23 protein-coding genes are annotated in these 25,115 nt (G+C 40.9%); 10 read left to right on the forward strand and 13 right to left on the reverse strand.

What is annotated here, in order from left to right; all coding sequences use genetic code 11:
- Window positions 1-134 precede the first annotated feature (134 nt).
- Window positions 135-476: a GIY-YIG nuclease family protein gene (locus J3P43_RS11680; protein ID WP_255902543.1), complete on the reverse strand. Its 342-nt coding sequence runs from the start codon at window positions 474-476 to the stop codon at window positions 135-137.
- 87 nt (window positions 477-563) lie between these two features.
- On the opposite strand from J3P43_RS11680, the gene J3P43_RS11685 reads away from it, so the two are divergent.
- The 6 genes from J3P43_RS11685 to J3P43_RS11710 all read left to right on the forward strand — a co-directional run bounded on the left by J3P43_RS11685 (window position 564) and on the right by J3P43_RS11710 (window position 5,198).
- Window positions 564-1,340: an XRE family transcriptional regulator gene (locus tag J3P43_RS11685; RefSeq protein ID WP_255902545.1), complete on the forward strand. Its 777-nt coding sequence runs from the start codon at window positions 564-566 to the stop codon at window positions 1,338-1,340.
- A 195-nt stretch (window positions 1,341-1,535) separates the two neighbouring features.
- Complete coding sequence (locus J3P43_RS11690; protein WP_255902547.1) at window positions 1,536-1,934, forward strand: DUF4890 domain-containing protein; 399 nt, start codon at window positions 1,536-1,538, stop codon at window positions 1,932-1,934.
- Window positions 1,935-2,009: 75 nt separating this feature from the next.
- Window positions 2,010-3,128, forward strand: a complete 1,119-nt coding sequence (locus tag J3P43_RS11695) for an aminotransferase class I/II-fold pyridoxal phosphate-dependent enzyme (RefSeq protein ID WP_255902549.1) — start codon at window positions 2,010-2,012, stop codon at window positions 3,126-3,128.
- Window positions 3,125-3,736 carry a dethiobiotin synthase gene (gene bioD, locus J3P43_RS11700; protein ID WP_255902551.1) on the forward strand — a complete coding sequence of 204 codons (612 nt, stop codon included), beginning with the start codon at window positions 3,125-3,127 and terminating at the stop codon, window positions 3,734-3,736. Before J3P43_RS11695 ends, bioD begins: the two co-directional genes overlap by 4 nt.
- 43 nt (window positions 3,737-3,779) lie before the next feature.
- Complete coding sequence (locus tag J3P43_RS11705; RefSeq protein WP_255902553.1) at window positions 3,780-4,667, forward strand: 3-hydroxyacyl-CoA dehydrogenase family protein; 888 nt, start codon at window positions 3,780-3,782, stop codon at window positions 4,665-4,667.
- Between the two features lie 96 nt (window positions 4,668-4,763).
- Window positions 4,764-5,198: a BLUF domain-containing protein gene (locus J3P43_RS11710; RefSeq protein ID WP_255902555.1), complete on the forward strand. Its 435-nt coding sequence runs from the start codon at window positions 4,764-4,766 to the stop codon at window positions 5,196-5,198.
- 39 nt (window positions 5,199-5,237) lie between these two features.
- Here the strand turns inward: J3P43_RS11710 and argS are convergent, their stop codons facing one another.
- Window positions 5,238-7,001, reverse strand: a complete 1,764-nt coding sequence (argS, locus tag J3P43_RS11715; protein ID WP_255902557.1) for an arginine--tRNA ligase — start codon at window positions 6,999-7,001, stop codon at window positions 5,238-5,240.
- 81 nt (window positions 7,002-7,082) lie between these two features.
- Here argS and J3P43_RS11720 point away from each other — a divergent pair, with 81 nt between their 5' ends.
- The 3 genes from J3P43_RS11720 (at window position 7,083) to J3P43_RS11730 (ending at window position 10,975) form a co-directional block, all read left to right on the forward strand.
- Window positions 7,083-8,525 (forward strand): arginine deiminase family protein, encoded by a 1,443-nt coding sequence (locus tag J3P43_RS11720; protein ID WP_255902559.1) that lies wholly within the window; start codon window positions 7,083-7,085, stop codon window positions 8,523-8,525.
- A 5-nt stretch (window positions 8,526-8,530) separates the two neighbouring features.
- On the forward strand, window positions 8,531-9,445 hold the full coding sequence (gene ctlX, locus J3P43_RS11725) for a citrulline utilization hydrolase CtlX (RefSeq protein ID WP_255902561.1): 915 nt from the start codon (window positions 8,531-8,533) through the stop codon (window positions 9,443-9,445).
- Window positions 9,446-9,589: 144 nt separating this feature from the next.
- A complete protein-coding gene (locus J3P43_RS11730) occupies window positions 9,590-10,975 on the forward strand; it encodes an arginine decarboxylase (protein ID WP_255902563.1) in 1,386 nt (461 codons plus the stop codon).
- A gap of 112 nt (window positions 10,976-11,087) precedes the next feature.
- On the opposite strand, the gene J3P43_RS11735 is transcribed toward J3P43_RS11730, so the two are convergent.
- The 9 genes from J3P43_RS11735 to gatB all read right to left on the reverse strand — a co-directional run bounded on the left by J3P43_RS11735 (window position 11,088) and on the right by gatB (window position 21,497).
- Entirely contained in the window at window positions 11,088-11,906 is an 819-nt protein-coding gene (locus J3P43_RS11735; protein ID WP_255902565.1) for a fimbrial biogenesis chaperone, read from the reverse strand.
- Window positions 11,907-11,922: 16 nt separating this feature from the next.
- Window positions 11,923-14,916, reverse strand: coding sequence for an SdrD B-like domain-containing protein (locus J3P43_RS11740; RefSeq protein WP_255902567.1), 2,994 nt, complete (start codon window positions 14,914-14,916; stop codon window positions 11,923-11,925).
- Between the two features lies 1 nt (window position 14,917).
- Window positions 14,918-15,484 carry a hypothetical protein gene (locus J3P43_RS11745; protein WP_255902569.1) on the reverse strand — a complete coding sequence of 189 codons (567 nt, stop codon included), beginning with the start codon at window positions 15,482-15,484 and terminating at the stop codon, window positions 14,918-14,920.
- A gap of 90 nt (window positions 15,485-15,574) precedes the next feature.
- Entirely contained in the window at window positions 15,575-16,234 is a 660-nt protein-coding gene (locus J3P43_RS11750) for a hypothetical protein (RefSeq protein ID WP_255902571.1), read from the reverse strand.
- Between the two features lie 191 nt (window positions 16,235-16,425).
- Window positions 16,426-17,295 carry a phytanoyl-CoA dioxygenase family protein gene (locus J3P43_RS11755; protein ID WP_255902573.1) on the reverse strand — a complete coding sequence of 290 codons (870 nt, stop codon included), beginning with the start codon at window positions 17,293-17,295 and terminating at the stop codon, window positions 16,426-16,428.
- 68 nt (window positions 17,296-17,363) lie between these two features.
- Window positions 17,364-18,083 (reverse strand): RluA family pseudouridine synthase, encoded by a 720-nt coding sequence (locus J3P43_RS11760; protein ID WP_255902575.1) that lies wholly within the window; start codon window positions 18,081-18,083, stop codon window positions 17,364-17,366.
- A 31-nt stretch (window positions 18,084-18,114) separates the two neighbouring features.
- Window positions 18,115-18,816, reverse strand: a complete 702-nt coding sequence (locus J3P43_RS11765) for a response regulator transcription factor (protein ID WP_255902578.1) — start codon at window positions 18,814-18,816, stop codon at window positions 18,115-18,117.
- Between the two features lie 102 nt (window positions 18,817-18,918).
- A complete protein-coding gene (locus tag J3P43_RS11770; RefSeq protein WP_255902580.1) occupies window positions 18,919-20,016 on the reverse strand; it encodes a redoxin domain-containing protein in 1,098 nt (365 codons plus the stop codon).
- Entirely contained in the window at window positions 20,013-21,497 is a 1,485-nt protein-coding gene (gene gatB / locus J3P43_RS11775) for an Asp-tRNA(Asn)/Glu-tRNA(Gln) amidotransferase subunit GatB (protein WP_255902587.1), read from the reverse strand. The genes J3P43_RS11770 and gatB overlap by 4 nt, the downstream gene beginning before the upstream one ends.
- Window positions 21,498-21,592: 95 nt before the next feature.
- On the opposite strand from gatB, the gene J3P43_RS11780 reads away from it, so the two are divergent.
- Window positions 21,593-22,072: a hypothetical protein gene (locus J3P43_RS11780; protein WP_255902589.1), complete on the forward strand. Its 480-nt coding sequence runs from the start codon at window positions 21,593-21,595 to the stop codon at window positions 22,070-22,072.
- On the opposite strand, the gene kdsA is transcribed toward J3P43_RS11780, so the two are convergent.
- Both kdsA and recQ read right to left on the reverse strand, forming a co-directional pair.
- A complete protein-coding gene (kdsA, locus tag J3P43_RS11785) occupies window positions 22,069-22,881 on the reverse strand; it encodes a 3-deoxy-8-phosphooctulonate synthase (protein WP_255902591.1) in 813 nt (270 codons plus the stop codon). The two genes, J3P43_RS11780 and kdsA, sit on opposite strands and share 4 nt — an antisense overlap.
- A complete protein-coding gene (gene recQ / locus J3P43_RS11790; protein ID WP_255902593.1) occupies window positions 22,881-25,070 on the reverse strand; it encodes a DNA helicase RecQ in 2,190 nt (729 codons plus the stop codon). Before recQ ends, kdsA begins: the two co-directional genes overlap by 1 nt.
- Window positions 25,071-25,115 lie beyond the last annotated feature (45 nt).

The following is a 25,115-nucleotide window of genomic DNA, read 5'->3' on the forward strand; positions in this document are numbered from 1 at the left end:
ATAAAAAAGAGGCAAATCTAATTGATTTGCCTCTTTTTTATTATATATCAAATTACCGCCCTGCCTCGCGTCTTTATCAGGCTTGATTGTTAGCACTCAGCCCCTCTTATAGGCCGATGATAAATCTCCCCAGCCTACATCACGCTGATTCTTCTGTCTACGCGAATAACCGGATGTATTAATATCTTCTCAAAGTCCAGGCCAATGCTTAGATCCAACCAATCCGGGTTTACCGCCCTAATCAGCTTTTCCTTCTGCGCTCTGGTAAATTTGCTGATCAGACTGAACCGCTGAACCGCGGCTTCTTCGGTACGCATCTCTTCAAAATATATCAATCGTGTTAATTGCTGCGCCGAGTCAAAAAACAAGTTTGGCATTTGCCGGTAAAAACTCACAGTCTTTAATAAATCAGCACTCATGCCCACATGTAGTGACGTGCGATTGCGGTCGGTAACAATAAACACATATCTTTTCATATCTTTTTCTTTAGTATTAAAAATATTTTGCTAATTTTATGAGCATAAAGTTACTAATAATATTAGCAAAACAAAATATTTTTTAAAATGGCTAACATCTCTGACAATCTGCGCTACCTCAGAAAGAAAAAAGGGCTTACACAGCAACAATTCGCTGATTTAATGGAAATTAAAAGATCGCTAGTTGGCGCATATGAAGAAGACCGGGCCGACCCCAGATATGATTTGCTAAAAAAATTCGCAACATTCTATGAACTGAGCATCGACGAATTGATTAATGAGCAGATTAACGACAAGTGGAAACCAAAGCCAAAAAGCGATCCGGCCAACCTGCGTGTTCTAAGTATTTCGGTGGATAGTGAGGACAGAGAAAACATCGAACTGGTTCCGGTTAAGGCGAGCGCGGGTTATCTAAATGGCTATGCGGATCCGCAATTTATCAGTGAACTTCCAAAATTTCACTTACCATTTTTGAAACAGGGTACCTTCAGAGCCTTCGAAATAAAAGGAGACTCGATGCTTCCCTTGCCTTCTGGAACAATTGTAATTGGAGAGTACCTCGAAAACTGGAATGACCTGAAAGTTGGAGACACTTATATCTTCATCACAAAAGACGATGGGGTAGTTTATAAAAGAGCCGGAAATAAGTTCAAGGAGAATAAGACACTTAAATTGATTTCGGATAATCCGGTTTATGATCCATATACCGTACCTACTGAAGATGTGCTTGAAATCTGGAAATCCAAAGCATACATCTCCACTGTTTTTCCGGACCCTGCTCCCGAGCCAACTATGGAAAGTCTTACTTCTATGATGGCGCAGATGCAGAAGTCGATTGCACAATTAAAAACCGGAAGTAATTAATCAGATCTCACCACCATTACGTTTCACTTGATTGACCTCTGAGCAGGGCAGTGCAACAAGGGCAGCAGGCCAACAAGTAAAGCAAAATAAAAAGCGGCGACAATATACGCCGCTTTTTTGCCTTAACATTTTTTAACATTCAGGGTTTTAAACCTTTGTCGCCAAATCTCTTCTATCTATAAAAACACAGTAGATATGAAAAAATTAATTTTAGGCGCCATCTTTTTCTTCGGACTAAGCGCAACAGGTTTTTCACAAGACAAATCTCCAAGAGTACAAAAATCACCCGAGGAAAGGGCACAAAAGATGACTGATGCCATGGCTCAAAAGCTGGCGTTAACTGAAAATCAAAAAACTCAAATTTATCAGATCAATCTCGAACGGGCTCAGGCGATGAGCAAGTTTAGAGGCGCCAAACAAGAGGGTGTTGACAGGTCGCAGATGAAAACACAGTTTGAGGCGAACGAAAGCCGGCTAATGAGTGTCCTGAACGAACAGCAACGTGCCACTTATGCTCAGTTGAAAGCTCAGCGCGATGCGAAATTCAAAGCTCATAAAGGCGAAAAGAGGCATCATTCTGGAGACAAAAAATAAAAGGTTCTATGTTTTTAAATAATAAAAAGCGGCTTATTCAGGTCGCTTTTTTAATTTAGGGCTTTAAAGAAGATTTTGGAAAGCGTAACCAGGTTTATAGAGAAAAAACTCAGCGAAAGGGCCGGAAATTCGTCGCTGCGAAGGCTTACTTCTTCTAAAAATCTTATTGATTTCTGCTCAAATGACTATCTGGGTTTTGCAAGGTCGCAACATCTTAAATCATTAATAGAGGATCACCTAAAACAACACCCCTCCTATCAAACCGGTGCCACCGGATCCCGGTTAATCTCAGGGAATGATGATTTTACAGAAAGGCTTGAATCAGAAATAGCCCTCTTTCATCATGCCGAAGCAGCTTTAATCTTCAATTCAGGTTACGACGCCAATCTCGGTTTATTCTCTTCTCTGCCCCAACGCGGAGACACCGTTATTCTGGACGAACTTATTCACGCCTCGATCATTGATGGTGCCCGACTTAGTCACGCCAACCGGTACACCTTTAAACACAATGATTTAAACAGCCTGGAGGATAAGCTAAAACTTGCAAAAGGCAACATTTTCGTCGGTGTTGAAAGTATCTATTCAATGGACGGAGACGAAGCGCCTTTGCGCGATATCATAAGACTTACGGAAAAATACTCAGCAGCCCTTATTATAGATGAAGCCCATGCAACCGGAATTTTTGGTAAAAACGGCAGGGGTCTTGTAGAGCATTACGATCTGTCTGAAAAGGTATTTGCACGCACCATAACTTTTGGAAAAGCGCTGGGCTGTCATGGTGCAGCAGTAATTGGCAGTGTTGAACTTCGAAAGTATCTTGTCAACTTTGCACGTTCCTTTATCTTCAGTACAGCCGCATCGTTTTATACTCATCTTAGTGTGAGCATGGCCTACAAACATCTGTTGGAAAGCGATCTGTCGTCGATTCATCAGAAAATAAATCTGTTCACAGAACATTCTGCAGAAATTCCATCGTTTATAAAAAGCAGATCTCCCATTCAAAGCCTGGTCATCCAGGGAAACGACAGAGCAAAAAAAATGGCTGCTAACCTGCAAACGAAAGGGTTTGACCTTAGAGCTATTTTACACCCGACAGTGCCTTCAGGAAAAGAACGGCTTCGCATTTGCCTGCACACATTTAACAGCGACAAAGAAATTACAGACCTTATAAAAGCTATAAAAGAAACTCTATGAAACCCTTATTTATAACCGGAATTGGTACTGATGTGGGTAAAACGGTTGTATCGGCGGTGCTTGTAGAAAAGTTAAAAGCTGATTATTGGAAGCCTGTTCAATCCGGAGACTTAATAAACTCAGATACTCAGAAAGTCCGGCACCTGGTTGCAAATCACAAATCTGTATTTCATCAGGAAACGTACAGGCTAAATCAGCCTTTCTCACCACATAAATCTGCCGCACTTGACGGAATTGAAATTGATCTGCAGTCGATCTCAGTACCTGACACCTCCAACCGCCTGATTATTGAAGGGGCGGGAGGCTTAATGGTTCCCCTAAATAACAAGCATTATGTTGTCGATCTAATCAAGCTATTTGAAGCGGAAGTTATCTTAGTGGTTAAGCATTATCTGGGTAGTATTAATCACACTCTGCTAAGTTTGGAACTATTAAACAGTAAAAACATCCCTGTTAAAGGGATAATTTTCAACGGAGGGAGCGACAGCTATTCCGAACAGGCCATATTTGACCACAGCAAAGTCTCCAGATTGGGAAATATCCCTTTTGTAGAAGGCTTATCTGCCGAAAAGATTACTATTTTAGGAAAGGAAATAGACCTTACCTGAACATTATCAGAAATGAAGTGTCTCACTTACTACGTTTAAGCTTATGAAAGTTACCGTAATTGGATCAGGCACTATGGGAAATGGAATTGCGCATACCTTTGCACAGTTCGCCAATCAAGTATCGCTGGTGGATATTTCTGAGGAAGCTCTTGAAAAAGGACTTGAAATGATCCGGAAAAACCTCAACCGGCAGTTAAAAAAAGGCACTATTACCGAGGCGGAAAAAACAGCAATTCTATCCCGAATTAACACCTTCACCGATTTACAGGCTGCGGTAGCCGAAGCGGAATTGGTGATCGAAGCAGCCACCGAGAATCCTCAGATTAAGCTGGATTTATTCAAAAAGCTGGATGCCATTTGCTCCGGCAGCACTGTTCTGGCATCAAATACATCTTCAATATCCATTACTTTGCTGGCCTCGGCCACGAAGCGCCCCGATAAGGTAATTGGAATGCATTTTATGAATCCGGTGCCCTTAATGAAGTTAGTAGAAGTAATAAGAGGAAAAGCAACCTCAGATGCGACAACACAAATGGTGATGAAAACCGCAATTACGCTGGATAAAACGCCTGTTGTGGTAAATGATGCGCCAGGCTTTGTAGCTAATCGGATATTAATGCCGATGATTAACGAGGCCGTTTACGCGTTATACGAACGAGTTGCCGGCGTTGAAGAAATTGATACCGTTATGAAACTCGGTATGGCGCACCCAATGGGGCCTCTTCAACTGGCGGATTATATTGGACTGGATATTTGCCTTGCTATTTTAAAGGTGATGGAAGAAGGATTGAATAATCCCAAATACAGTCCCTGTCCACTACTAACAACCATGATACAAGATGGTCACAAAGGGATAAAAACAGGTATTGGGTTTTATGATTACACCGGATCAGGTAATCAGGCTGTTATTGCAAGTCGGTTTCGTGAGTAAGTAATAATCGTTTTCTATTATAACAATCAGAACAACCCCAAACTTTATCGACGATAACCTCTTATTTAGTTATATTAAAGTAAACCGAGCTTAACAATGCAGAAAAGGAACAATCTTTGGGCAATACTTTATGTCAGCAGTGCTATGAAAGACTTAAGTCCCGCCGATGTTGAGTATTACTTAAATTTGAATAAAGAATTCAGAATAAAGAGCCAAATTTCCGGCATTGTGGTACTGGCACAAAACAACGTGTTGGTTTTACAGGAGGGCGAAAAAGAAAATGTGAAGACGGAATTCGAAGCCGAAAAAAAGCACCCGGCACAACACTCCCTTATTAAGGTATTTGATGGCCCAATTGAAGGTCGGTATTTCGAAGATTTCCCTTTGGCATTTAAACCGATTGGAAACCCCGATCTAGCCCATCTTGACGACTTCACCAAACCAAATACTAAAGAATACCTTGATGAGATTCTGGACCTCGACCAATCGGTCCCCAAAATAATCAAAGAGTTTATTCAGAATAATAGCTAGACCCGTTTACAGGAAGTTCGCCAGTCCAGAATACATTCTCTACATCCTTTCCGGAACATCGATTCCCAAAAGCTTCATCCCTTTTTTTATGACAGAGCCGGTTGTAACCGACAGCGATATTCTGAAGTTTTTTAACTGATCATCTTCCAGTTTCAAAATAGGTTCTTCGTGATAAAATTTATTATAGAGCTTAGCCAGTTCGTATATGTAATTCGCTATTTGCGCCGGACTGTATTCCTTCGCCGCCGCCGATAATGCCTCAGGATATTTATTTAAAGCGAGAATCAATTCACGCTCTGTCGCGGTAAAGGCATCAACCGTAAAATCACGATTCTCAACACCCGCTTTGGATATAATCGAACGTATGCGGGCATGTGTATATTGAATAAACGGCCCTGTATGACCCTGAAAGTCGATAGATTCATTAGGATCAAAAAGTAGTCGCTTTTTCGGCTCCACTTTTAACAGAAAATACTTGAGCGCGCCCAGGCCAATCATTCTGTAAAGTTCTTTCTTCTCATCATCAGAAAACCCTTCCACCTTTCCTAACTCTTCGGTTCGGCTTTTGGCAGTTTCTACCATTTCGTCGATAAGATCATCGGCATCAACTACTGTTCCTTCGCGGGATTTCATCTTTCCGGACGGAAGGTCAACCATTCCGTACGACAGATGATACAAACCACTGGCCCACGATTTCCCTAACTTATTAAGAATCAGAAACAATACTTTGAAGTGATAATCCTGCTCGTTACCAACAACGTACAACGATTCGTCTACGCCAAAATCATTGTATTTCAGTTGAGCTGTCCCCAAATCCTGGGTTATATAAACCGAGGTTCCGTCACCTCGAAGCACCAATTTCTCATCCAGGCCTTCGGCGGTTAAATCAATCCAGACAGAATTGTCTTCTTTTTTAAAAAACACTCCTTTTTCTAGCCCCTCTTCGATGATATCCTTGCCCAGTAGATAGGTATCCGATTCGTAGTAATATTTTTTAAACTCGACGCCAAGTTTTTGATATGTTTCTTCAAAGCCCGCATAAACCCAGGTATTCATGGTCTTCCAGAGATTGATCACTTCTTCGTTTCCGGCCTCCCATTGCTGCAGCATTTGCTGCGCCTCTTTGATTAATGGCGCATTCTTTTTGGCCTCTTCTTCGCTCTGACCAGCAGTCTTTAACTCATCAATCTGCTTTTTATATTCCTTATCGAAAATGACGTAATACTTCCCAACCAAATGATCTCCCTTTAACCCGGTACTCTGAGGCGTTTCTCCGGCACCGAATTTTTTCCATGCCAGCATGGATTTACAAATGTGGATTCCTCTGTCATTCACCAGATTCGCTTTTATTACGTCGTATCCATTGGCCGATAAGATCTCGGCTACAGAATAGCCTAATAAGTTGTTACGAACATGTCCGAGATGCAGAGGTTTATTGGTATTAGGCGACGAATACTCCACCATCACTTTTTTCCCGTTTGATGGGAAAAGTCCGAAACCTTCCTGTGAGATTTTTTCTTTATATAAATGATTAAGATATGAATCGCTGAGAGATAAATTAAGAAACCCTTTAATCACATTGAAATTGGAAACATGCTCTATATTATCAACCAGGTATTGCCCGATTTCAGCGCCGGTTTGCTCCGGAGATTTTTTCGACATCCTGGTAAGCGGAAAAGTAACAACGGTTACATCTCCTTCAAACTCTTTTCGTGTTTCCTGCAGGCCTATTTCTGTTTCTTTTAAGTCGGTATTATAGAGTGCTTTTACAGCGTTTAGGGTTCCTTCAATTATAAAATCCATCGGCCAAAATTAATCATTAAACAGTAACCGCTGAAAGATATTATTCAGAGAATTTACTTAAATTTAGTACACCACTGTTCTATGGAAAAAAGGAATTTGAAGATACAGGTAGGTTCGGAAATTGGGACGCTGCGCTCACTGGTTATTCATAGCCCGGATAGCGGCATTGGAAGAGTAGCCCCCACAAAAGCACAGGATTGGCTTTTTGAAGACATTGTTCACCTGGACACGGTAAGGCGAAAGGAATACGACTTATACGTAAAACTCCTTATGTACTTCCTTGATAGTGAGAACATAAAAGGCAAACTTAACGAAATTGACGCGCCGGAAAATAAACGACAGTATTTTAAGCCCGGTAAATCCGGATTCCATTCATCTTCAAAAGTTATTGAGTTTGAAGAGCTTCTAGCGCAGATACTTGAGCAAAAAAACATAAAAGAAAGCCTTACCGCCGCAGTTTGTGCCATCGAAGGCTGCAGCTATCATCTGCAGCAAGAATTGCTGAAGACATCACCAGTTGATCTGGCCAGAACATTTGTATCGGGTTCTCATCTGGATGGAGATATGATCTTCCCTCCTATCCCGAATTTAATCTTCACACGCGATATAGGAATTGCAATTAACAGCCATATTTTACTTAATAAACCGGCCAAAACAGCCAGATCGAGGGAAACCTTGCTCGCGCGGTATATTTTTTTCACACATCAAATATTTGAGAATTATAGAAACAACATCCTTGAAATACCCGATACGATAAAATACTTTATGCGTCCGGGCGAGGAACATGGCGAAAGAACAACTATCGAAGGCGGCGATGTAATGGTTGTAAGTCCAAAGCACGTACTGATTGGGGTAAGCGAAAGAACTTCGGCAAGCGGCGCCAGCGAATCGATTAAGCTTTTATTTACGAATGACGTGGTCGACAAAGTGACGGTAGTAAAGATTCCACCAAAGCGGGATTTCATGCACATTGATACGGTGTTTACCCAGGTGGATAAAAGCACATGGGTGGTGCTGGGTTCCATATCGTCTCAACAATTTAATAAAGGTTCGGAGGCTGTCGATTATTTATCTGAGAAGCGAAATAAAGAAAAACCTGAGATTGTTCAGTTTGAAAGAGGTAAGATTACTGAACCGAAAACATTCAACTGTATCGAAGCGCTGCTTGAAGATATCAGTAAAAATGATTTAGGATGTACTCTTCCGGTTCGCTTTATCTATTCAGGTAACAATATGTTTCCATTTGATGTACGCGAACAGTGGACCGACTCATGTAATTTACTGGCATTAAAAGAAGGCGTGGTAATAGGTTACGACCGAAACGACAAAACCGTTGAGGCTTTTAAAGACAATGGCTTTGATGTAATACTGGCAGCAGATTTGATAGAGAAACTGGAAAGCGGTGAGCTATCTGCGGAGGCAATGGAAAACACCTTGATATTGATGCCCTCGGCAGAACTGTCGCGAGCCCGAGGAGGTTTTCATTGCATGAGCATGCCGCTACTTCGGGAACCTTTAACATAACAATCATGCATACTACCTTTACAGTGTTTATGGTAAGGCCCGTAAACTTTGCTTTTAATCAGCAAACTGCTAAAAGCAATGCTTTTCAAGATGTTAAAACCCAAGAATTAAACTTGCATGACCAGGCTCTCAAAGAATTTGATCAGTTTGTAAAAGTGCTTAGAGATAATGATGTAAATGTTATTGTTATAGACGACAAGCCAGATCCGCATACACCAGATTCAATCTTTCCTAACAATTGGATATCTACGCATAGTGATGGCAAAGTATTTATCTATCCAATGGAAGCCAGTAACCGGAGAAATGAAAGAAGGCCCGAAATACTGGAAGAGCTCAGGAACAGATTTAGAATTGAAAGCGAAATAGATTTAACCTTTCTCGAATCGGAAGGAAAGTACCTTGAAGGTACCGGAAGTATGGTTCTTGACCGTCAGAATAAATTAGCCTACGCCTGCATCTCGCCGAGAACAGATAAGAAAGCTTTAACTATTTTTTGCGACCTGAGCGGATATAAACCAGTGGTTTTCCACGCCTTTGACAAGAGTGGCCAGGCAATTTATCACACCAACGTAATGATGTGCATAGGCGATCTTTTTGCCGTTATCTGCCTCGAGTCAATAACTAACGCTGACGAACGCGAACGAATAAGCAACCTGCTTCTGGCCTCGGGTAAAGAGATTATAGATATTTCATACGAACAGATGCGGAAGTTTGCCGGAAATATGCTTCACTTAACAAACAGCAAAGGGCAGAGTCTTCTTGTGATGTCTCGGCAGGCGCATCTTTCTCTCTCAGCAACTCAGCAGCATATTATTGATCGCTACTGCAAAATTGTTTCTTCTCCCCTGTATACTATCGAAAGCGGCGGCGGCGGAAGCGCCCGTTGTATGATTGCTGAAATTTACCTGGAGAATCGATAGTTTATATATCCTGGAACCATCGTCTTTATAAAGCTAATCTTAGCCCTATTACAACAAAAGCACTATTCTGTAACAAAAAATTCAAATAAAAAGAATAAGCTTATATTTCATTAAAAAAATCTCATTTTTGCCAAAATTTAATTAATGCAGAGTTACGAAGAATTTATAGACCTCAGCGTTGGCTTTCCACAAGAAGGCTTTGAAGTTATTGATGATGAGTTATATTTCCACGACCTTAATCTGATGGAAATGATAGAAACCTACGGCACTCCATTACGGTTTACGTATGTTCCTCTTATCAGTAAAAAAATCCAGCAGGCTAAGCTCCTGTTTAAAAAAGCGATCGTGAACAACAACTATCGCGGCAGTTATAAATATTGTTACTGTACCAAAAGCTCGCATTTTAAACACGTAGTTGAAGAGGCGCTTAAAAACAATATCCACTTAGAAACATCTTCGGCCTTCGACATGCCAATGATCGATGCACTTGAGAAGAAAGGAGTTTTAAGCAAAGACATTACCGTGATTTGTAATGGCTTTAAAACCTATCAATATAAACAGTATATCATCGATATGCTGCATGACGGATTCTCGAACATCATCCCCGTTTTAGACAATAAAGAAGAATTCAATCTTTACGATGATGAGTTAGATATTCCCTGCAATCTCGGTATCCGGATAGCTGCTGAAGAGCAGCCTGATTCGCAGTTTTATACTTCCCGTCTGGGAATCAGGATGGAAGACATTCTTGATTTTTACAATAACAAGATTGCTACCAACGCCAACTTTAAGGTAGTATTACTGCATTTCTTTATCAATTCCGGGATCTCCGATACTCCTTATTACTGGAATGAGCTTGAAAAGTACGTTACGCTTTACTGCAAATTCAAGAAGATCAATCCTGATCTGACTACCCTTGATATTGGCGGCGGAATGCCATTTAAAGATTCGCTGGTATTTGATTTCGATTACGAATACATGGTAAATGAGATCGTAAAACGGATAAAAGAGATCTGCGCCGAGCACGATGTGGTTGAACCAGATATTATTACCGAGTTTGGTAAATATACTTGCGCTGAAGCTTCCGGAATTCTCTACAAAGTACTGGGAAGAAAGCAGCAAAACGACCGTGAGAAATGGCTGATGCTGGACGGTTCTTTCATTACCAATTTACCGGATGTCTGGGCTTTAAACCAGAAATACATTTTATTACCCATTAACAATTGGGATTCTGAATACGAACGTGTTAACCTTGGCGGGATAACCTGCGATGGGCAGGATTATTACAGTCAGGAAGCACACATGAACAACGTGTTTATGCCTAAAACCCGTAAAGTTCAGTACGTAGGATTTTTCCATACAGGAGCTTACCAGGAAGTTTTAAGCGGCTATGGCGGGATACATCACTGCCTGCTGCCCTCGCCCAAACATGTAATTATTCGCCGTAACCGGGATGAGACGTTCAACTTTGAAGTGTTTGGAGAAGAACAAAATAGCAAACAGGTTTTAAAGATTTTAGGGTATACCTAGGCTTGTTAGTCATCGGATGAATATGTGTACTTCATCCGATGACTATACCGGGCTTAAAAAACAAAAAACCGCCTCGAATTTCTCCGGGCGGTTCTCTTTTATGATAGGTTTGCTAATTTATATTCAACTCAAGCTCGGCCGCTTGCACCTCATCTTTGCTTCCAAAATCTACAACACCGGTCAATTGATATTTCCCTTTTTCCAAGCTGGCTGGCAAGGTGAAAGTCATCTCCCTGGATCCGCCAGGTAATACGGTAAAGGCAGAAGGCTTTAACCGCTCTTTCTTCCCCGTTCCCAGATTCACGTACTCAATATATGCAGCGCAATCTAATATTGCATCGCCGGTGTTTTTAGTAAGGAGTGAAATCGACCTGTCGCCGGCTTTGTCGCCTTGAACTTGTTTTAAACTTACTATTTCGGCTTGTTTAAAGGTAACGTTTGGGGGTGTTTGAAAAATATGAACTACAAACTGAAAAGTTTCAAGAATACCCATACCAACGTCATTACTCCCTAAATTGCTGGCGTTTGCACGGTTTCTATCGAGTTTCAACATCAATGTCCCCCATTTTACTTTATTCGATTCCGGAAGGTTCGGCATCTCTAAGGTTACTTGAACATCCTGACTTTTCCCCGGCTCCAATTCGAAAAAAGAAGGGCTGGCACTAATATATTTCACCAATGAATTCGGACTTTCCCCGGCTTTCATCAATACTGATTTACCTGCGCTTCCCGGAGCAGAAAAATCGCCGAACGTGATTACAAAAGACTCTTTTGATTTCGAATTATTAGTAACTTTTAAATTTTGAGACTTGAGGCTCCCCGGATTAACTTTATAGTAAAATCTGCTGGGTGCTACAGAAATATTCTGAGCTTTTAAACCAAAACTTAATAATAGAATTACTGCGAAAGAGCTTAAAAATTTAGTTGTCATATAGATTGTTAGTGTATTAATTATTTTCAATTACGTTACCGTTCGAGTCGAACCTTTTAATGTTAATTTTTCTCTTCCTCTCTTTGATGAAGAAAGTTAAGTTGTAGATATCCGAAACGGTTATCATTTCAATAGTTGTAAGCTTTTGTTCAAGTTCAAAATTATCAGGCAAAGCATTTTCGTTAATACTTACCTGGTATACTCCGGCAGGCAAGCGTATACTAAAGCGTCCGTCTTTATCTGTCAGCGCTGTAAAAGTTTTACCTAATGAATCTAAAGCTGATACTCTGATCTTACTCAAATCAACTTTCTTATCAAAATCAGCAGCAGTAGGATCTCTCTCTGCAACCAAAACACCAGTTAACTGTACGCCCTGGTTTAACGGCATCATCAGATCTTGGTTACCATCAATTTTAACTACTTGTTCGCTCCCGGCAAAAAAACCGTCGCTCTCTGATAGCGGAACTATTTTAACGATGTAACTTCCTTTAGGCAAATTATTATAAGTTACTTTCCCCTGTTCGTTTGTAATAAAATGTTCTCCGTTGTCTCTTAAGCCCGAATAATTTGTGAGCGCCGTATCCTTAACAAGCGGCTTAATATTTACCAGAACATTTTTTAATCCCTGCTCATCTCTGTCCTGCTTGCCATTACCATTCAGATCTTTGAAAACAGCCACAGACAGCTTATGATACTTCCTGGCCGAAACCGGTACTCCGATCCTCTTTTTTATACCTACACCAAAAAACAGGTTCGACATTACAATTGGCCTGTTTATATCATTAAAGTTGTTGGTGAAATTATTTTGATTAAGAAAAGGGTTGTTCCGTTGATTATTGTTCATATACTGTCCATAGAACTTAACCTCCAGCCCACGTTTAGGTACATAATATAACTCCGGACGCAAGCTAATCCTGTTTCTCCGATACAAAGTTTCGTAGCTATAAATCATGCTGGGCTCCAGGGTAAGGGCTCGCTTTATTAACCAGAACCTCATATTGGTATTAACAAAAATTGATTGGTTATTAATCTTTGAAGTGGCAAACAGCAATTGCTCGTAGGTTTGATAGGGCCCGTAGTAATATCTTAAGTTAGTTGTTAAGCCTTTATATCTGAAACTCGACCGAACCTGTGTGGTAAAATAAGGATCGATATCATAATCCAGCAACTTGTTATATGCACCGGCTACGGAAACAAAGAACCGCATATCGTTAGTGGCTTTTGGTCTGAAATCGAAACCCAGGCCATTTGATTCGGATCTGAGATTAAAAATTTCGGTATACATGTGCTGCGCCCGTAGCGCCACATTGTATTCTGCTTTATTGATATTGTATTTCAACTCATAACGCTCGGTTGTGCTTTCCCGCGAATTCAGCAATAGTCCTGTCGAGGAAAAATATTGCGGCTTTTGATCGAAGATAAATGCACCGGCACTTAATGCACTCGACCTTCCCAGCCTGTATAACACATCAGCTCCAACACTTTTTATTCCGCGGTAGCCAATATTATACTCGCTCCCAAATGAGTTTGATAGGTTTAAGCTCAATTTATTGAACGTGCCGTTGTAATTTACTGCGTATGCAAAACCGTTTCTTTTCAATGGAGTCGTTCCGTCGTTATAAACTTCGTTAGACAGAGCACTATTAATAATAACGCTTTGGTTGCGCGAAACCATGAATCGAACCTTATTGCTATATTGAGTTCCTTTTGTGTTGAGCAGCGAATTCTCATTAAACTGAATAAAGTTTTCGACATGGGTGGCACCTTTTCTAAATTCGTAACTCAGTCCGTAGTCCGACTTATTATACTGATTAAAAAAACCCGGTCCTCTTAAATAAAAAGCACCCACGTTGTGTTTTTCTGTTAACTGGTATGTTCCTTTAATACCGCGGCCGGTAGGAGTGAAACCTAAGTTGGAATTACCGTTTACATCCCCTATTTCCACGTTGGTACGCGGTGTAAAATATCCCACATAGTGCGAATTACCCAGATAAGGTGTATATGTATAAAAGTTATTGATAAAGAAAGTCTGATACCTGTAGGTAAGACTACGATTCTTTTCAAGATTTGCATTACCATACAAACCCAAATTCAGCATTGTAGAGTTATCCAGGAAATTATCGACATTGGCTTCGATCGTCAGGGGTAGTGAAAGAGAATGATACTCATGCAGCCTGGCTTCAGTCCCAGCTTTAATAAAATCAACAGTTCCCCGCCAGGTTCTGGCTAGCGATTTGTCGCCAGGTTGGTTCTGAACAGATATACGCAATGGGTAATAATCATTTTTAGCTAACTGCACGGCCTCAAAATCTTCTCTAAAAGCTTGCTGAACAGGTTTTTGCTTCTCAACCTTGAAATAAATTAATGTGTCGGTATTAACCGGCAACTTAACATTATAGAAAAAGATCTGAGTGTGATTGTTAATATTATCAAGCACCTTTAACCTTTTATCGGCGTTAAAATTTACTTTTATTTCTTCGGGAGCGTTGCCCATGTTCTGAAGCCGGATCGAAAAATGAGCAGTGTCACTCTCATCCAGGAAAAATATCTTGTTATAGGTTAAAGAAGCAGCCCACTTAGACTCCTTTTTTATATTCATGTACCAGATTGCTGATGCGAACTGCATCTGATTCTCGGCAACTAAGGATGCATTGATAATGTGACTAATATTTCCGGTATTAATTTTTTTCGGAGCGAGATTAACCGGAATAAAAAGAGAATCGTTAGGTGAAATTACATATTTGGTGGATCGTCTGCTCACATTCGACCATCCGTCGGGCGAGGTTAAGTGCAAATCGAAAGCTATCGCGGTAGCTGAATTATTTCTTATTCTGAGCACATTAGATGATATGTCATGACTGCTGTGCTCGGTTCTTTTGTTGACGAATTCTACCTCAACTCCTCTTTTTCTACTAGCTTGTTGCGCATTTGAGAGAGACAAAGCAAACCCGATCAGGCTTACCTGTAAGAAAACTTGTCTAAGAATTTTATTGAGGATAGAGTTTCTCATGTTACAAATCTTGTATCAATACAAAATCTATTCTCAATGAATATGAGCCAGCTTTATAGGTTAAACCAGGAGTAGCTTTTAAGTCTACTTTAAATGAATAGCATTGCGGTTGTGTAGTGTATGATCCGGCTACGTTTGTACCAGAACTGGCACAGTTAACCGAAGCGTCGTTAGCTGCACTTCCAATCATATAAACCGGCGTTGCAATATCTGTAAGGTTAAAAAATGAGGTTCCTGTTTGAGATGTGCCGGAAGCATTGTAAACTCTCGCCTGAAGAATACTAACCGGAATTGAAGAATTACCTGAGGTACCATAACTGGTATTGACATCAAATAAACCACTTGCAGTAGTGGTAGTTCCCATGTAGAGATCCCATTCGGTGCCAACTGCATCTACTTTAAGAGTTACAAAGGATGGTATAACTATCCCTTTGTTGTACTTATCAATAGAGTCGAATACAAAATTGAGATTAGGACTTGTCTTTAATGCGAAGCTTACCGATTGTCCGGATGCAGCCAGGTTTAGGAGCACAAGTGACAATGTCAGGATGAGAGCCGTTTTTTTCACAGTTGTTCTCTGTTGTTGAGCGTTATAGAGAGTTATGAATGGAATGTATGAGCAAATGATTAACAGGAATCATTTGCTCATTTTTGATATCTACAAATCCTCTACCAGAGCGTAGACAACTTCCAGATAATAATAACCAGCTTGTGCAAAACCCGGTACACCTAACGCAACAGTTGAATTAGGGAAAGTAGCAGGAATACCTGGCTTTAACCTGTAGTGAATTCTGAACTGGTTAGTAGTAGGATTAGCAAGAGCTGATCCGGGTGCATACGACTGTGCCGCTGCTGTACCGATACGACCGGCAAGGAACTGAGTTGCTGCCGTTGGTACACCTGCTGCTACACCAGAGTTAGTCAATCCCTTTAAGCTAACAAATGAGTTAAAGTTATTGCCACCTGCGCTGGTGTTTGCTCTCACAGACTGAACCTCTAAAATCTCAGCAGGTAAAGTAGCTGTACCAGTTGTAGAATAAGCGTCTACCTGAACCCAGTTATCAGTGCTTGCATAAGCGAACAGATCCCATGCTACGGTAGCATCAACATCAAGTCTGGTAGTGTTATACTTCACAATACCTTGTTGATAATCCGGAATCGATTTGAAAGAGAAATTAACGGTAGGATCATTAGTCATTGTAAGATTTAGTATTCCTTGCAGATCCATTGTTACATAAGAATACTCCTGATCACTTAGCTGGGCATACGACCCGGTAGCGATTCCAAAAAAAGCTAATAAGGTAAAAATTTTCTTCATTTTATTAATTTGGTTGATATCATTAAGTTCCTTGTTACTTAAAAAATGCATTTCAGGTTACATTTTTATTACAAAGGCACTTAAATATTGCAGCATAGCTTATTTTTTTAATGCGTAAGACAATGCTTTTAACCCAAATTAATATAGCCCCCCAATTGGATCAGGAACCAGGGAGGGTAAGAATCAGGAGTTTAGGCTTCTCCCATCATCAGGCCTTCGATACTATGAGCCTGAACAATTGGCTCCAACTCGTCAACAAGGCGATAGGTCAAATGCTGTCGCAAAGAGTCGGGAAGTGTATTAAAAAATCTCCTGGTAAGTTGTAAATCGTGCCGTTCGGCATTATTTGCACCGGGAGCATCCACGCCTAGAACCAGGGCTGGCCGCGATTTGTCGGAAAGATTAGCAGTACCGCGATGGATGGTCAGAGCAGACCGGGCAGAAATATCCCCCATCTTCGGCATCTTCTGCTGGGCCCTCTGCTCATAGCGCGGATATAAGTTTTTAGGAGGGAACATCTCGTGCTGAAAACCCTCAGGCAAATCCCATTGAGTACCGGGTGCTATCTCAAAAGGCCCCATGTCTTCATACACGTCCACGGTGGTAAGATTAAAAGCCAAAGAGTTTAAACGCCTGCCAACCGTAGTATCGTCAGGCGCCGGGAAATCACGATGCCAGGGCTGATTTTGGGAACCGGGATTAGGAACATCAAATCCTATTTCAACGATTTTATAATCTGGGCCAAGAACCGCTTCACAAACAAATATCACCCATGGATGAGTAGCCAAATCAACAAAGCCGGATATATCTTCGGGATGTATTTCAACATAATGTCTTTTGGGACCACGGCCAACAGCACCGCCCGGACGCTTCAATGCATCCTCATAAAGATCAAGAACTTCGTCGTGTAATTTCTGGACCCATTCTTTAGAAAAAGCAGACTTAAGACCTATAATTCCGTCTCCGTATAATCCACCCATAACCTGAGCAACATCATACACAGAGGATTGGACTTTTGAAAAAGTTCCTGCATGGCTTGGATTTAAATTATTAGTTTGCATAACGGCTGTTTTGATATGATTAACAACCTTAATGCCACTTTGATTAAGTTTATGATCTTTCGATCCACTTACACATCGAACTTATCCAGCAATTTAATCAGCGTTGCGAAATCTTTTGGATATGGAGCCGATACGGTGATAGTATCTTCATCGTTGATCATAAAGGTTACTTCCTTTGCGTGCAAAGCAAAGCGTTTCATAATAGGCAGCTCTTCCTGATCTTTACCTAAACGATATCCTCTTTTTATATTTGATAACAGAACCGCCTGCCCCCCATACATATCATCACCGGCAATAGCTGCCCGTTGAGAGGCAAGGTGTATTCTGATTTGATGCATCCGCCCTGTTATTGGCTGACATTCGATAAGGGTATAATGCTTGTAGTATTTAATAGAATTGAATATCGTTTCCGCGGCCTTACCCTCCTGTCGGCTGATAGCCACATTTTTATTACCCAGATTCAGGATAGGCAAGTTAACATCAAGTTGATTAAACTGATGTGTTCCATTTACTATAGCATGGTACACCTTCTTTACTTTGCGCCGCTCAAACTGCATTGATATTAAGCGATAAGCTTCAGGGTTTTTAGCTATAATCAAACAGCCGGAGGTTTCTTTATCCAGACGGTGGCAAACTTGTGCATCGGGAGTATATTCCTTTGCCAATCGCAGCATGCTCATCCCGCCTCCTTCCCTCTCATCGAGAGAACTGATAAATGGTGGCTTGTTGACGACCACCAAATCATTATTTTCAAACAGTATAGTGTCTTTAAACTTTGGAAATTTCACGCACAAAAGTACTGAAAAACCTTCTGGTTTGTTAGTTTCCCTGGCCTAACCCGTCAAATTTATACCCCACTCCTTTTACAGTGCTGATATAATCTTCTCCAAGCTTCTCGCGAACCTTTCTGATGTGTACGTCGATGGTTCGATTGGTAACAACCACAGAATCTTCCCAAATGCTCTTCAGAATAACCTCGCGGGTATATACTTTCCCCGGTTTTGAAGCAAGCAGATATAACAACTCAAATTCCTTTTTTGCAAGAACTATCTTTTCGCCGTTGCGGTAAACCAGATACGTCTCACGATCGATGGTTAAATCTGCGATCTCCAGTTTGTTTTCTATCGGCTCTTCTGGCTGGCTGTTCCGTCTAAGAATTGCGTTTATTCTACTAACAAGAGCTCTCGGCTTGATTGGCTTAGCGATATAATCATCAGCACCTACATTAAACCCGGCAATTTCTGAATACTCTTCACTACGAGCAGTAAGAAAAACCATAAAGGTATTCTTGAATTCATTCATAGTCCGAAGAATGCGGCAGGCTTCAATGCCGTCCATTTTAGGCATCATGATATCCAGTATGATTAAATCAGGATGTGAGCGTTTAGCTTCCGAAACACCTTCCTGACCGTTTGATGCGGTAAAAACCTGATACCCTTCCTTTTTGAGATTATACTCAATAAGTTCCCGGATATCCGGTTCATCATCTACAATAAGAATTTTTTGCTTTGCTGAACTCATGGCTTTTATTTACCACTAAAGTATAACGTTAAAAGCAGGAAATAGTTAAGCGTGTATTAAATAATTGTTAACAAAGCATATTCTGTTAACAATATAATTAGCTTATCGCAAGGTTTTCGTTAAAAAGGCCTCCAGGTCTGGTCCCCGGAGATTTTTAGCAATTATTTTACCCTCTTTATCCAACAAATAGGAAGTAGGAATGCCTTCAATATTATATTGCTTTACCACATTACTATCCCAATGCTTTAGTTCTGAAACGTGAGCCCAGGCTAACTTATCAGCTTTAATTGCATCAAGCCATTCGGTTCTGTCTCTATCCAAAGAAACTCCAAAAATGGTAAATCCCTTATCCTTAAATGCATGGTATTGCTTTACCAGGTTCGGATTCTCTTCACGACAAGGGCCGCACCACGAAGCCCAGAAATCTACCAGCACGTATTGACCTCTGAAATCGGACAATTTTACATTTTTCCCTTCAACCGAAGGCATTTCAAAATCAGGAGCCACATGCCCAACAGAAAGCGCCCTTAATTTATCCATCCGGCTAATAAAGCTTTGAACAGCCGGAGAACCTGGAAATTTATTTTTGATATCCTGGGCATACTTCAAAAGGACCGTTTCGTATTTATCCTGATTAAGGGAGCCAATGGCGTAAAAGCCGGCAAGATTATCTTTATTTTTTTCGGCAAAAGCGATGGTCTCTCTTGAGAAAGCATCCACGTTCTCGTTAAATTTGGGGAATATTACCTGCTCCAACGAGTCTTTTATGGATGGATCGCGGCCTACTTTTTCTTCAAATTCTTGCTGGAAACTTCTGAATATCTTGCTGTACTTTGTACTGATCGCATTGAACTCTTTCAACTTATCCGCATTTTCAGATCCACTTACGTGGAACTCTCCTACTTCATTGGCATAATCAGCTTTAAATTCGATATCATCACCATTCCTGGCGATGATAGAATAGGCTTTTTCTGCTGCACTGATGGTAAAGAAATCAAAATCAGGAGATATTGCTTTTAACTTAAACTCGCCGCTTTCATTCAGAATAGCAGAATCTATTACTTCGTTTCCTTTATAGAGTTGTACCTTTTTTAACCCGGCAGCATTGTCAAACTTACCGGTAATAGTAAATTCGTCATTGTTCTTACAACCCGACAAAATTGCGATAAGCAACGTTACAACTCCAATTATCTTTTTCACTTTAATAAATCTAATTTCTCAACTATCAGTTTATTGGCTGTCTTGGGGTCGATTTTACCTTTCGATAATTTCATAACCTCGCCCATAAACAATCCTAAAACGCCTTTTTTGCCTTTATGATATTCAGTAACCTTATCCGGATACATAGAAACCGCCTGATCGATATATTTCAACAGCCCGTCGCTATCGGTATCGATCAAAAGATTTAACTCCTGCACCATATCCAGCACATCAACACCCGGATTTTTAACTAATGCCGGAAACAGTTGTTGCGTAACTGCGGTATTATTAATCTTTCCATCATCTACTAACGATATTATCAGCGCTACAGACTCCGCCGGAAGCTTCATTTTGATATTCTCTGCGGGATTTTCATTTAAGTATGATTGAACCGGGCCGTTAATGAAGTTAGCTGCCGCTTTATAATTTGATGTATGGTTCACCACTTCCTGGAAATAATCCGAAACCGCTTTATCTGAAGTTAATAACTGTGCATCGTATTCAGACAAAGCAAATGATTCTCTGTATCTCTTAACCCGTTGCTCAGGCAGTTCCGGAAGCTCATCTTTTATTTGCTGAATCAGCTCTTCGCTAAGCGTTAGCGGCGGCAAATCCGGCTCTGGAAAATAGCGATAATCGTACGCCATCTCTTTAGAACGCAGAACCGATGTTACACCTGTGGCTGCATCAAAATTGAGGGTATTTTGTTCAATTTTTATCCCTTCTTCGATAAGTTGCACTTGCCTTTTAAACTCGTAATTTACAGCCCGTTGAAGATTTCGAATAGAGTTCAGATTTTTCACTTCACACCTCGAGCCATATTCTGTATCGCCCTTTAACCGAACCGAAATATTAGCATCACAACGTAAGCTGCCTTCCTCCATATTCCCATCACAAATATCAAGGTATCTCACCAGCTTTCTCACTTCTGATAAGTAAGCTGCCGCTTCCTCCGCAGATCGGATATCAGGTTCAGAAACTATTTCGATTAAAGGAACGCCCGCCCGGTTTAAGTCGATAAGCGAGCTGCGCTGGTCTCTGTCGTGGATACTCTTACCGGCATCCTCTTCCATGTGAATACGATTTAAACGGATTTTCCTTTCCGAGCCATCTTTTAACGTTATCGCGACATAGCCTCTCTGGCAGATAGGCATTTCATCCTGGGTAATCTGATATCCCTTGGGAAGGTCTGCATAGAAATAGTTTTTTCTGTCGAAACGATTGACCCGATTTATGGTACAATTCGTTGCCAGTCCCATTTTAATAGCAAAAGTAACTACCTTCTTATTTAGCTTGGGCAAAGAACCCGGTAAGCCCAGCGAAACCAGGCTGATATGATGATTCGGGGCAGCGCCGAAAGCTGCCGAGTCTGATGAAAAAATCTTGGTAGCGGTTGAAAGCTGGGCATGTATCTCTAAACCTACAACCAGTTCATATTTCTCAAAAACCTCCTGGCTAAGTGTTTTCTGTTCCGTCTTCATTTATTGTGAGGAGCCAAATATACTATTTCTCGTTTAATGAATACAGCGAATTGGCACATGAATTGAAATATTGAAACATCTAACTCTACCTACTTATGAAAAAAATTATCCTCTCCGCATGCTTTTGCTTTGCAATAGCTTTTGGCGTAGCAGCTCAAGAAACTTTGAAGCCCGCTATCAGTACTCAACCTTTATGGGGACCGACGGGGTACAACCTGGCCGCTTATTATTACCTCCCTGATATTGAGGTTTATTACGATGTACCTGAAAAGAAATTTATTATTCTGGAGCAAGGAAAATGGGTGCATTCTTTCACATTACCCGAAAAACTTAAAGATTTTGATCTGTTTAGCGCTTACAAAGTTGTACTTAACCGGCCGCATCCATATTACAATTTTAAAGCGCATAAGTCTAGATATGCCCGTTTTAAAGGTCAGTTTAACAGGCAGGAAAGTATTAAAGAAAGTACAAACCCTAAATACTTTGTAATAGAAGGGCACCCCTTGTCAGAACAAATTCAGGCTTCTAAACAAAACGATTTAAAAGAGAATAACATGAAGGTTGCAGGCAACTAAGTAACCGCCTGTCGGATTCTCACAAGTTTTACAAGCAAATTTTCCAGCAAAGTCAGATGAAGCATATTCGCGCCATCTGACTTTGCATTTTCGGGTTCAGGATGGGTTTCAATAAACAAACCATCAGCCCCTACCGCTATTGCCGCCTTGGCAATGGTCTCTATCAACTCGGGCTTTCCGCCGGTTACGCCCGAAGTCTGATTCGGCTGCTGTAGAGAATGTGTGCAGTCCATCACCACCGGAACACCAAAGGACTTCATTTCCGGGATGCCGCGAAAATCCACGATCAGATCCTGATATCCAAATGTATTTCCTCTATCCGTTAAAATCACCTTTTCATTGCCGCTGTCTTTTACCTTATCCACAGCAAACTTCATCGATCCGGAAGAAAGAAACTGGCCCTTTTTTATATTAATTACCTTTCCGGTATTTGCAGCAGCGATAAGCAAATCGGTCTGTCGGCATAAAAAGGCCGGGATCTGAAGCACATCTACGTACGCAGCTGACATTTCAGCTTCTTCCGCGGCATGTATATCAGTTACCGTAGGAATTCCAAACTCTCTGCCAATTCTGGAAAGAATTTTCAGCGCTTTTTCATCACCAATGCCGGTAAAAGAATCAATCCTGGACCGGTTAGCTTTACGATATGATCCTTTAAATATGTATGGAATCCGGTGTTTGTCTGTTATCTGCACAATTTTTTCGGCAATTCGCAATGCCATTTCCTCACCCTCTATTGCACAAGGGCCAGACATTAAAAAGAAATTGCCAGAGTCAGAAAATTTTAAGCTTGGGAGAAGATTAATCATTAGTTTCCTAATTCAGATAAAAATTTGATACGCATCAGCTGAAGTTCTTCACGGGTGTAATCATCGCTGCCCAGTTCTCTCAGAGCTTCATCAATAGAGTCAACTTCAGCACTTCTAAAGTAATCAAAAACTTCATCCTGACGATCCTCATCAATCATCTCGTCGATATAATAATTAAGATTGAGCTTTGTACCAGAATTCACGATGGTTTCCACTTCCTTCAAAATTTCTTCGTAGGTAATCCCTTTCGAAGACGCTATATCATCCAGCGCAAGCTGCCTGTCAATATTCTGAATGATTGATACTTTTAAAGCAGACTTATTAGCAGCACTTTTAATTACCAGGTCAACAGGCCTGTCAATATCATTCTCCTCTACATACTTCCCTATCAATTCAATAAAAGAGGCACCGAATTTCATCGCTTTACCTGCGCCAACGCCATGGATCTGCTTTAATTCCTCTATTGTTGACGGATAATGCGTGCACATTTCCTCAAGTGAAGGATCCTGAAATACTACAAAAGGAGGCACATTCTTTTGCTTGGCAATCTTTTTACGTAGATCTTTAAGCATTTGAAGTAAAACAGTATCTACTGCACCTGCCCCTTGCTGTGAACCTTCGTCCTGATCATCTTCCCCGGTTTCCATTACCCGATTGAGAATAAATCGCAGAGTGTGAGGATTTTCAATAAAAGAACGGCCCGACTTGGTTAAATGCAGGAGGCCGTAGTTGTCAATATCCTTTGATAGGTAGTTATTTAAAAGCGCCTGGCGCAGTAATGACTTCCAGTAAATAAGCCCCTCTTCTTTTCCGCTTCCAAAATATGGAAGCGTATGATGATCGTACGCCGTTATTTGAGATGTTTCAACGCCCATCATGATATTTATGATGTGATGGTCATCAAACTTTTCTCCAAGATCCCGAATAGCTTTAAGGGTTTTCTTTAAGTTGTCGGAAGCATCAAAATGAGTTTTTGGAGCCCGGCAGCAATCGCACATGCTGTTACAGCCAGCCTCGTTAAAGTTCTCTCCGAAGTAGTGAAGAATTTGTTTTCTTCTGCACACCGAAGATTCAGCGTAATCGATAACTTCCTTTAATATTTGTGTGCCTATTTCGCGCTCGGAAACAGGCTTATCCTTCATAAACTTGGCTAACTTGTCAATATCTTTTTCGGCATAAAAAGCCACACAAAGGCCTTCGCCCCCATCCCGGCCTGCTCTGCCGGTCTCTTGGTAATAACCTTCCATTGATTTCGGAATGTCGTGATGGATAACATAACGAACGTCGGGTTTATCAATTCCCATCCCGAAGGCGATAGTAGCCACAATTACTTCCACATCCTCCATCAGGAATTTATCCTGAGTTTCAGCACGGGTTTTGGGATCTAATCCCGCATGATAAGGTAAGGCTTTTATGCCATTCAGATTCAAAGCTTCGGCTACCTCTTCTACCTTTTTGCGGCTTAAACAATAGATAATGCCCGATTTACCCATGTTTCCCTTAATAAACCTCACAATCTCCTTCATCACGTTTCGCTTTGGCCTTACTTCATAGTAAAGATTGGGGCGATTGAAAGAAGATTTGAACAGTGTGGAGTCAGTCATCTGCAGGTTTTTGATAATATCCTGCTGAACTTTTGGCGTAGCGGTTGCCGTTAGAGCGATGATAGGGATATTCTCGCCTAAAGAACTTATAACCTGCCTTATTTTACGATACTCGGGTCTGAAATCATGTCCCCATTCCGAGATACAATGGGCTTCGTCCACTGCGACGAATGATATTGTAATTAAGTTTAAAAAATCTATGTTTTCAGCTTTTGCAAGCGACTCAGGAGCAACGTACAGCAGCTTGGTCTCGCCACTTAAAACATCTTGCTTGACTTTAGTTATTTCGGCTTTATTTAATGAAGAGTTCAAGAAGTGTGCGATACTTTCTGTACCACCGAATGCCCTGAGCTGATCTACCTGATTTTTCATTAAGGCAATCAGGGGTGAGATGACGATGGCTGTTCCCTCGGTCATCAGGGCGGGTAACTGATAACAAATTGATTTTCCACCGCCGGTCGGCATTATTACAAATGTATCCTTCCGTTGAAGTATATTGGTGATTATAGCCTCCTGCTCACCTTTGAAGTTATCAAACCCAAAAAAATTCTGTAAATTATCAAACAATGATTTCTTTATCTCCATATCCTCCCGGAATAAAAATTAGAAAGGCTAATTTTAAACATCAAA

It is taken from the genome of Paradesertivirga mongoliensis (assembly GCF_024436395.1).
In the GTDB taxonomy this organism is placed as follows: domain Bacteria; phylum Bacteroidota; class Bacteroidia; order Sphingobacteriales; family Sphingobacteriaceae; genus Paradesertivirga; species Paradesertivirga mongoliensis.

What these genes read in the sequence shown, in the direction of transcription:
- ctlX (WP_255902561.1), top strand. Translation starts at nt 8,531, where the DNA reads ATGCATACTACCTTTACAGTGTTTATGGTAAGGCCCGTAAACTTTGCT.
- J3P43_RS11780 (WP_255902589.1), top strand. Translation starts at nt 21,593, where the DNA reads ATGAAAAAAATTATCCTCTCCGCATGCTTTTGCTTTGCAATAGCTTTT.
- J3P43_RS11765 (WP_255902578.1), bottom strand. Translation starts at nt 18,816, where the DNA reads ATGAGTTCAGCAAAGCAAAAAATTCTTATTGTAGATGATGAACCGGAT.
- J3P43_RS11710 (WP_255902555.1), top strand. Translation starts at nt 4,764, where the DNA reads ATGCAGAAAAGGAACAATCTTTGGGCAATACTTTATGTCAGCAGTGCT.
- J3P43_RS11750 (WP_255902571.1), bottom strand. Translation starts at nt 16,234, where the DNA reads ATGAAGAAAATTTTTACCTTATTAGCTTTTTTTGGAATCGCTACCGGG.
- argS (WP_255902557.1), bottom strand. Translation starts at nt 7,001, where the DNA reads ATGGATTTTATAATTGAAGGAACCCTAAACGCTGTAAAAGCACTCTAT.
- J3P43_RS11735 (WP_255902565.1), bottom strand. Translation starts at nt 11,906, where the DNA reads ATGACAACTAAATTTTTAAGCTCTTTCGCAGTAATTCTATTATTAAGT.
- J3P43_RS11740 (WP_255902567.1), bottom strand. Translation starts at nt 14,916, where the DNA reads ATGAGAAACTCTATCCTCAATAAAATTCTTAGACAAGTTTTCTTACAG.
- J3P43_RS11730 (WP_255902563.1), top strand. Translation starts at nt 9,590, where the DNA reads ATGCAGAGTTACGAAGAATTTATAGACCTCAGCGTTGGCTTTCCACAA.
- J3P43_RS11685 (WP_255902545.1), top strand. Translation starts at nt 564, where the DNA reads ATGGCTAACATCTCTGACAATCTGCGCTACCTCAGAAAGAAAAAAGGG.
- J3P43_RS11690 (WP_255902547.1), top strand. Translation starts at nt 1,536, where the DNA reads ATGAAAAAATTAATTTTAGGCGCCATCTTTTTCTTCGGACTAAGCGCA.
- bioD (WP_255902551.1), top strand. Translation starts at nt 3,125, where the DNA reads ATGAAACCCTTATTTATAACCGGAATTGGTACTGATGTGGGTAAAACG.
- J3P43_RS11755 (WP_255902573.1), bottom strand. Translation starts at nt 17,295, where the DNA reads ATGCAAACTAATAATTTAAATCCAAGCCATGCAGGAACTTTTTCAAAA.
- recQ (WP_255902593.1), bottom strand. Translation starts at nt 25,070, where the DNA reads ATGGAGATAAAGAAATCATTGTTTGATAATTTACAGAATTTTTTTGGG.
- kdsA (WP_255902591.1), bottom strand. Translation starts at nt 22,881, where the DNA reads ATGATTAATCTTCTCCCAAGCTTAAAATTTTCTGACTCTGGCAATTTC.
- J3P43_RS11720 (WP_255902559.1), top strand. Translation starts at nt 7,083, where the DNA reads ATGGAAAAAAGGAATTTGAAGATACAGGTAGGTTCGGAAATTGGGACG.
- gatB (WP_255902587.1), bottom strand. Translation starts at nt 21,497, where the DNA reads ATGAAGACGGAACAGAAAACACTTAGCCAGGAGGTTTTTGAGAAATAT.
- J3P43_RS11705 (WP_255902553.1), top strand. Translation starts at nt 3,780, where the DNA reads ATGAAAGTTACCGTAATTGGATCAGGCACTATGGGAAATGGAATTGCG.
- J3P43_RS11680 (WP_255902543.1), bottom strand. Translation starts at nt 476, where the DNA reads ATGAAAAGATATGTGTTTATTGTTACCGACCGCAATCGCACGTCACTA.